General features: G+C 62.6%; 7 protein-coding genes. 3 read left to right on the top strand and 4 right to left on the bottom strand.

The features are described 5' to 3' along the window. Nucleotides 1-405: 405 nt before the first annotated feature. On the bottom strand, nucleotides 406-1,308 hold the full coding sequence (locus HY852_RS10820) for a crotonase/enoyl-CoA hydratase family protein (RefSeq protein WP_291604641.1): 903 nt from the start codon (nucleotides 1,306-1,308) through the stop codon (nucleotides 406-408). A gap of 190 nt (nucleotides 1,309-1,498) precedes the next feature. After that, nucleotides 1,499-2,083, bottom strand: a complete 585-nt coding sequence (locus HY852_RS10825) for a hypothetical protein (protein ID WP_291604642.1) — start codon at nucleotides 2,081-2,083, stop codon at nucleotides 1,499-1,501. Nucleotides 2,084-2,695: 612 nt separating this feature from the next. Here HY852_RS10825 and HY852_RS10830 point away from each other — a divergent pair. Next, a complete protein-coding gene (locus tag HY852_RS10830; protein WP_291604643.1) occupies nucleotides 2,696-3,994 on the top strand; it encodes a hypothetical protein in 1,299 nt (432 codons plus the stop codon). A 2-nt stretch (nucleotides 3,995-3,996) separates the two neighbouring features. Here HY852_RS10830 and HY852_RS10835 read toward each other — a convergent pair whose 3' ends face one another. Together HY852_RS10835 and HY852_RS10840 are read right to left on the bottom strand one after the other, a co-directional pair. Next, nucleotides 3,997-5,001: a hypothetical protein gene (locus tag HY852_RS10835; protein WP_291604644.1), complete on the bottom strand. Its 1,005-nt coding sequence runs from the start codon at nucleotides 4,999-5,001 to the stop codon at nucleotides 3,997-3,999. A gap of 135 nt (nucleotides 5,002-5,136) precedes the next feature. Further along, entirely contained in the window at nucleotides 5,137-5,895 is a 759-nt protein-coding gene (locus HY852_RS10840) for a class I SAM-dependent methyltransferase (RefSeq protein ID WP_291604645.1), read from the bottom strand. Between the two features lie 327 nt (nucleotides 5,896-6,222). On the opposite strand from HY852_RS10840, the gene HY852_RS10845 reads away from it, so the two are divergent. Then, a complete protein-coding gene (locus HY852_RS10845) occupies nucleotides 6,223-7,059 on the top strand; it encodes a metal-dependent phosphohydrolase (RefSeq protein WP_291604646.1) in 837 nt (278 codons plus the stop codon). A 238-nt stretch (nucleotides 7,060-7,297) separates the two neighbouring features. After that, nucleotides 7,298-7,866: hypothetical protein (locus tag HY852_RS10850; RefSeq protein ID WP_291604647.1), on the top strand; the 569-nt coding region annotated here is incomplete at its 3' end.

Below are 7,866 nucleotides of genomic sequence, written 5' to 3' on the forward strand. Positions count from 1 at the left end.
ACGCTTTCAGCGCCGTTCGTCCACGCGAAAGCCTTGCTCACGGACTTGAGGCCCGCCCTGCAACGCTCCTCGCGCACGACGCAGTCGCGTCCACCGCATCCCAACCCGCGCTTCTGACGACTCGCGAACCGCCCCTCGTGTGGGTGAGACAGATCGTATATACGCCAAATCCGAATTCGGGAAAAGAGAAATATTTTCGTCGGCAGGGCTTGACAGGTTTTGGCGATTTGCCCGCCAGGCGGAAACCAGGCCTCGACATCGCCCGCCATTCCGGGGCGCCCAACGGGCGAACCCGGAATCCATCGAGCCGCGCAACGTGCTGCCACATGGATTCTCCCGGAATGACGGCGGAGCTCGATATGCATGAGTTAACGGGTCGGCCCAAAGCGCCGGGCCGAACCCACATCATTCCGGATCGGTCGCGCTGAGACGACGGATTTCCTCGCGCGCCTCGTTGCCTTCCGGAATCGGCCGGCCGCTGTCGCGCCATTCGATGGCGGCTTTGAAGCCGTGGCGCTGGGCGTAACGCCGAAACCACAGTCCTTCCGGATTGTGGCGCGAGATGCCGTCGAACACCGTGGCGAGCGTCTGCGTCTGCTCGAGGCCCATGTTCTGCACGACCTGGTTGACCACGATCTTGTGCATGGCGAGATGGCTTCTCGGTACGCCGGCCATGCGCTGGGCGAGCTTCATGGTGGCGCTTTCGAGCTCGTTCAACGGAACGGACATATTTGCCAGGCCCCATTCGGCGGCGGTGCGGCCGTCGATCACGTCGCCGGTAAACATCAGCTGCTTCGCCCGCGACGGACCGAGCTTGAATGTCCACATCGCCGTCGTCGGACAGCCCCACACCCGGGTCGGCATGTAGCCGATGCGCGCGTCGTCAGCCATGACGATCAGATCGCAGCACAGCGCGATGTCGCTCCCGCCCGCCACCGCGGCGCCGTGGATCTTGGCAATGGTGGGCTTGGGGCAGCGCCACAGACTCATGAAGTCCTCGGTGTTGCGCTTCATCCTCGCGTAGTCGACGAGCGGATCCCAGGGAAAACTCTCCTGCTGGCAAGGATGCTCGATCCAGCTCTCGGCGGAGCCGGCGAGATCGTAGCCGCCGCAAAATCCCTTCCCCGCACCCTCGACTACGATCACGTGAATGTCGTCATTGCCCTCGGCCCACTCCACCGCCTCGCGGATCTCACGGGGCATGTCGTCGGTGATCGCGTTCAGGCGTTCCGGCCTGTTCAGGGTGAGGCGCGCCACGCGCGGCGCGGCGGCGTCCGGAGCAATCGTGAGGGTCGAGAAGTTCGGCATGCGTGGTTTCCCGCTTCTGAAGCCAAGACAGTCAACGTCGACTGTAGCATGCACTCGCAAAACGTCCGGGAAAAGAGACGGAAACGGCTCGCACGAGGAAGGCGCGACGAACGGGAATCCCGCTCAAGCAATTGCCTCGTTTGCCGACACGTCGTGCCCAGTTCAGTTCGAACGATACCTAAGCCCTTGCTCAGGCGATGCCAAGGGAATGAACGCCGATCAATCCGGCCAACACGGCAAGCGCGACCGCGCCAAGCCGATAAACCAGCGCGGGGCGCCAACTGGCGCTGAAGCCGCGGCCCAACGAAGTGCCGAGCAGGATCCATCCCGCGCCGACCGCGAGGATCTGAACCGCCAGAGCCGACAGCCAGGGCAACAGATCGAGAAAGCCGATCCGTGAAGCAAGAAGCGTGAAGGCGAAAATGACCGCCTTTGGATTGAGCAACGTGGTGATGAAGACACGCCAGAACGTGACCGGCGCAGCATCGCGCACGTCACGAGCACCGTGCCGCCAGAGCATCGCGGCGAGGTAAGCGACATAGATCGTCACGACGATCTGAAGGAACACTCCCAGGGCCGGGACTGCGGCGAGGAGCGGTCCGAGAAGGGAGCGCAGCAGAAAGATCGCCAGCAAATATCCGCTCAGCTCCGCGGCGAGCAGATGGAGTGAACGACGCATCCCAACGCCGGCTCCCGAAGTCGCGAGCAGCGTGTTGGTCGGGCCTGGTGTTGCCAACAGCGACAGCGTCGCCGCGACGAAGGGGATCGGATCCATGCGCCGATCTATCCGGGCGCGAGCGATACCACCTTGATTTCGATCATGGTTGCAGCGCGTGGATCACCGCACCGCGGTCTCGGCGCAGCTTCCGCAGAAGCGGATCGCGCGCCAACCATGCCGCGCAGTCACGACAGAACGTGGCTGCATGCATCCTAATCGTGATGGGAGAAACAATCGGTGTCGCGAATACACCGCCGGGAAGGTAAGGGGCCATGCCTCACTGATGCGGCCCGCTAAACCTTCGCCCGGCGTGCCGTTCGTGTGCTTGCCGCTATGCCATAGTCCGAACGAGTACCATCGCACTACGCGGCGGTGACTGCGGAGGTGGCGTCATCGAACCTCCTTTGGGTGAGGTGGACACGTCGCCAGCGGCGACACCCATATGCTCCTCCCGGGCAGCCGCCTTGTCAAGCCGCATCGCGGCGCACGAGTTCCAGCGCTGGTTAACGCGTGCTTTCCGAAGGTCGTGCATCGAACATTCTCCAGGCCCGTTTCTGAGAACCAACATGCTGGATTGATCCGTGAGGACCGGATACATCCTCGCCTGCTCGGCGCGACGGCTGCAAGGAGATGCTGCCTGCGCACCGAATTGGGGCTCGCACGAAATCCATGAACGAGGCATTCCGGCGTTATCTCACCGCACTCGGCAAGACCGAGTTCATGCCTGCCGCGCAGCTTGAGAACTATCAACGCGCACTGGTGCGCCAGCTTGTTCAACATGCCCGCGCCAATGTTCGTTTCTATGCAGAGCGCCTGAACTGCCTCGTGCGTAGCGACGGCACGCTCGATCTCGACCGATGGAGCGAGATTCCAATTCTGACGCGCGCCGATGCCACGAACTTTTCCGATACGATGCGCGCGACCAACCTGCCGCCGCAACTGGGGGAGATCTCCTATCACAAGACTTCGGGTTCAGGCGGAGCACCGCTTTCCTTCACGGTGAATTCGCTGGCGAGGCTTGCGTACAATGCAGCGTTCACGCGGCTGGCGCAGTGGCACGGCGCCGATCTGTCGCAACCTCTTGCCCAGCTGCGCATCTATCGCCAGGGCGACGTTCCCAAGTACCCGTCAGGCCAGACCACCAAGGTCTGGTCTTGGCTGGAGCCTGATGCCGACGTATTCGGGCTCGATATGCGAGCGCCGATCGAGCAGCAAATCGAGTGGCTGTCGCGGCACAAGGCGCCGTACCTCATGACCCTGCCCTCCAACGCCATGGCGTTGGCCTACGCCGCGGCGGACGCCGGGTACGCTCCCAGGTTCGAACTGATCTTCTCGATCTCGGAGACGATCCTCCCCGGGACCAGGGAATTGGTGGCCGAGAAGCTCGGCGCGAAGCTGGTCGGAATCTATTCGTGCGAGGAAGTGGGGTTCATCGCGACCGAATGTCCGCATGCGCCGCACTATCATGTTTGCGCGGAAATGACGCTGGTCGAGATCGTCGACGAGTCGGGAAGACCGGTTGCTCCCGGCGAGCCCGGGCGCGTGCTCGTGACCGGACTGTACAACTATGCGACCCCGTTCATTCGCTACGAGATCGGTGACGTCGCCATCGCCGATCCCGCGCCTTGTCGCTGCGGACGCACGCTTCCCGTGATCACACAGGTGCTCGGCCGTACCCGTCACGCATTCGTTTTCCGGGATGGCAAGCGCGTCTGGCCGCGCGTCTGGAACGAGATCGCGATACGCGGCTTTGTTCCCTGCAAGGAGTTTCAGGTGGTGCAGATCGACTTCGAGCGGATCGAGCTTCGCTACGTTCCCGATGGCGACCAGCGCATCGACGCGGAGGGTCTGAAGGCCTACGCCAGGGAGCACCTGCATCCGTCGGCGGAGATTCTCGCGGTGAAGGTCGACCGCATTCCAAGAGGACCCGGCGGCAAGTTCGACCCGTTCATCTCACATGTGAGCTAGGTTCATTTTGGGCCAGCAGTCCCAAGGAAGCCGACGCTGGATTCACACGAACCTTCAAACGGGGTGGCGGGCGGATGGCAAAATTCCGTCGAGTTGCTGGTGCTGGAGTTCGTCTGCGAATTGATGATGCTGAACAGCGTATCGACGCTCCAGATGTTGGGATCGTCCTGGCGATGCCGCGCGATCAGCGGCTTGTCCTTCTGGCCGAAGTAGAACTTCAGACCGCCCCAGATACCCTGGAAATCACCCTCGCCCACCCGGGCTTCGAAGAACGCGGTTGCCTTGAACTTGTTTGCGATCGGGAAGGCGTATTCGCTGCCCAGCGCAAGCGCGTTCTTTCCGCCAAGATAACGATGGCCGACGTAGCCGACCCAATCGTCGGTCAGATAATACTTGACGTTGATCTGGTCGAAGAACCGGGTTCGCACATCGAACATCGATGTGAAGCTCGACGTCGTGATGACTCCGGGCACGCCGAACGGGCCGGGCCCAGGCGGAACGACGCTGGTGAACCAGCTCGTGCTCGATGCGCGATTGCCGAATTCGACACCCGCGATGCCCTGGAAGGTCCAGCGGCCGATGTAATATTCGCCCTCGCCCGCGACCTGACCGACATAGGCGCCGCCGTATTCATCCCAGATGGTGTGGCTGGTGTAGAGGCCGAACAGAGCTTGACCGGGATTGCGCCAGAACAAATGGCCGGCAACGTTGCCGAACCCGCGATGGTCGAAGTTGCCAAATGCTGCATCGAGCTGCAGGCCAAGCGATCCGCCGAGCGGGAATGACAACGCGCCCTGCATGCCGGCGACAGAGCGGTTCGCGAGCATGCCGCCGAAGGGCTCGACCTTGCCGTTGAAGCCATCGACGGCAGGCGCGTACTTCGCGATCGGTGTTGGCGAGAAGAGCAAGGGGTCGCCGGCATAGGCCGATGCAGGCAGGAACGATGCGCCCACGACCCCACACAGCATGGTGGTCGCCAGCCACGGCGCCTTGGTACTCACGCTCATCTGTCCTGCCTCTCCCGAGGAGATGATTAGGTTGAGCATGGAACCCAATCAAGGAAAGGCGGGCACGTGCGTCCGCGGCGGACGTTAATCCGCCGAGCTGTGGTGCGGCGGCAACGTTGCCCGGTATTTTATTACCTAAATCCTCGCGAGAACCACAACGGGCCACTCGTGCCCGAAAGGATGGGTCGGCACTGCAACGAATCTGCTTGCAGCAAACGCGGAAGGTAGCGCCGCCAGCAACTGCGACCTGGTCGGAAAAGTGTATCTGGACGGCGAGGACCGATAGACATCGATGGTGTCGATCTCCGCGCGGTCCCAGCCCGTGAGCGCCGCCAGGCGGTCCCTGTCGGGAAATGCCGCGTCGAACCACGTTGGTATCGAGGCAACCGCGACCGTCGTGGAGTTGCCGAGTTCCATCCCCGTCGCCATCGCGAACTTGAACTTGAACTGCTGAAAGGTGAGACGTCTCTCCGTCACGGCCCGTTCCACGTCGGCAAGCGTTTCCGGGGCATCCGGGCTCATGAAGACCCGGCAGGCCAGTTTGCCTCCAGGCTTCAGACAGCGGGCGACTTCACCCAGTACTCCTGCGAGCTGATCCGGGTCGAACGAAATCAGACTGCCGTCGCCAATACAGGCATCGAACGATGCGTCCGGAAACGGAAGGGAGCGCCAGTCGCCCACCACAATGGGCGCAACAGCCGCGTGCGAAAGGTCCCGCACAAGCCCGGCATTGCGATCGACGGCAACGAGATTTGACCCGGCGCTCATCAGGCCACGGGTTACGCCGAGGAGCATGATGCGGCCGGTGACGGCCGAAACTTCGGCCTTGATCGCGGCGATGACATCGTCGGAAACAGTAACGGGCCGCGCCAGGGTGGACCAGGCTCGAAACATTCTTCGCCAATGATCTTCGGCCATTATCTTCCTCAGCGCGCCTGGGGGCCCTTACGGCGTCTTAGCACCTGTTGTCCGGCCTGAGCCATCTCGCCCCTGCAAACGGACGGATGTTCGTGACCGGAGCCCTGTCGGGCGCTCGGCCGGGGCCAGGCGCGCCTCTTTGTTGTACCGGGGAGGCGCGACGTCCGTGTCCGCAGGATTCCAAGGCTATGTTTTGGCAAGGCAAGATGCGCTATCCTTTAATCAGCATCAATGAACCCACCCAGCAATGGACTAACATTCGGGAGTGAGCGGAGGCAGGATCAGCAAAGCGAGGCAACATCCATGATGACATTACCGGAGCTCGCGGCAGACTCGCTGGAGGAGTTTCTCGGTTCCTTCATGCGCCGCCGGTTCGGCCCCTCACAGACCGAGCTCCTCGAGATCGTGCCATCGGTCGCCCGCATCGCGCTGGAATGCATCGGCAACAGCGATGCCCTCTATCACAACGTCGAGCACACGCTGCTGGTGACGCTGGCAGGACACGACATCGTGCGCGGGCGGGCGTTGCACACCCACACGACCGCGGATGACTACGCCCATATCATCATTGCCTGCCTGACCCACGACATCGGCTACGTGCGCGGCCTGTTCAAGGGAGACGACGAGGACGGCTTCGTCATCGATGCGACGGGAGCGAAGGTGACGCTGCCGCGCGGCTCATCGGACGCGAGCCTCATGCCCTATCACGTCGACCGGTCGAAGCTTTACGTGCTGGAGCGTATCGAAGACGTCGCGGGGTTCGACACCAAGCGTATCATCAACGCCATTGAAGGCACCCGCTTCCCCGCCATCGAGGGCCAGGAGCACGGCGAAGAGGCGTCGATCGTTCGCGCGGCGGATTTCGTCGGCCAGCTCGGCGATCCCAACTACATCAGGAAGGCCAACGCGCTCTATTACGAGTTCGAAGAGGTCGGCATCAATCGGCAACTCGGCTACGAGTCGCCCGCCGACATCGTCAATCGCTATCCGCAGTTCTATTGGAGCAGCGTGGCGCCCCACATCCAGACCGAAATCGGCTATCTCAACAAGACCTCGAGCGGGCGGCAGTGGATAGCGAACCTCCACAGCAACCTCTTCCGTGCCGAACGCGACATCGCGCTGTCGGGACCGCAGAAATAGGCTCGTCAGGCCGGCCGCCGCGATCGCGCCGACGCACGAGTTAAGAACGGCCAGTTCCAGACCGGATCATTCCAGCGACCCGTCGCTGCATTAAGCGCAGCGCCTCATGAACCGGGATGTTCCCTCGGCGCGGCCGTCTTGTCGCTGCATGGGATATGGTGCATGGTTACCACCTGCTTGCCATCCGCTTCCCGCCGATGATCCAGCACGTCCCAACGTGTGTTGAGGGGGTGATCTTATGCCGGCACTTGCGACAACCACCACGCCGCCGTCCAGTCTGACCTCCGAGCTCACTGCGCACGCGGTTGCAAGCATCGAGGCTGCCGAACATTTTTCCGCGCCGTTCCCGCACATCGTGTTTCGCGATTTTTTCCCCGCGGCGTTCTACCGGGACCTGATCCGGAAAGTTCCGACCACAGGATACGATCCGATCACCGGCGCGGGGACGCGAATGGCGCTCCGCCTCTATGGCGACAATGTCGACAGGATCGATCGGGAATTGCGCGCCAGCTGGGCGGCGGTGTCGGCGATGCTGACGTCCAGGGAAGTCGAGAACGCGATCCGTGCCAGGCTCAGGGACGGGCTGGAAATTCGCGCCCGCGGCGACAAGGTCGCAGGACCCGACGAGCTGACGCTGGTGGCCAAGCCGGTGCTGTACCGGGACACGGACGGCTACCAGATCAAGCCGCATCCGGACACGCGCAAGAAGGTGGTGACGATGCAGCTCTATTGTCCGACCGACGACGGCCAGCAAGCGCTCGGTACGACGCTGTATCGCGCCTCTCTCAAGGGCCTGTTTCACGTCGG

Source organism: Bradyrhizobium sp. (genome assembly GCF_016213215.1).
Classification (GTDB): domain Bacteria; phylum Pseudomonadota; class Alphaproteobacteria; order Rhizobiales; family Xanthobacteraceae; genus Bradyrhizobium.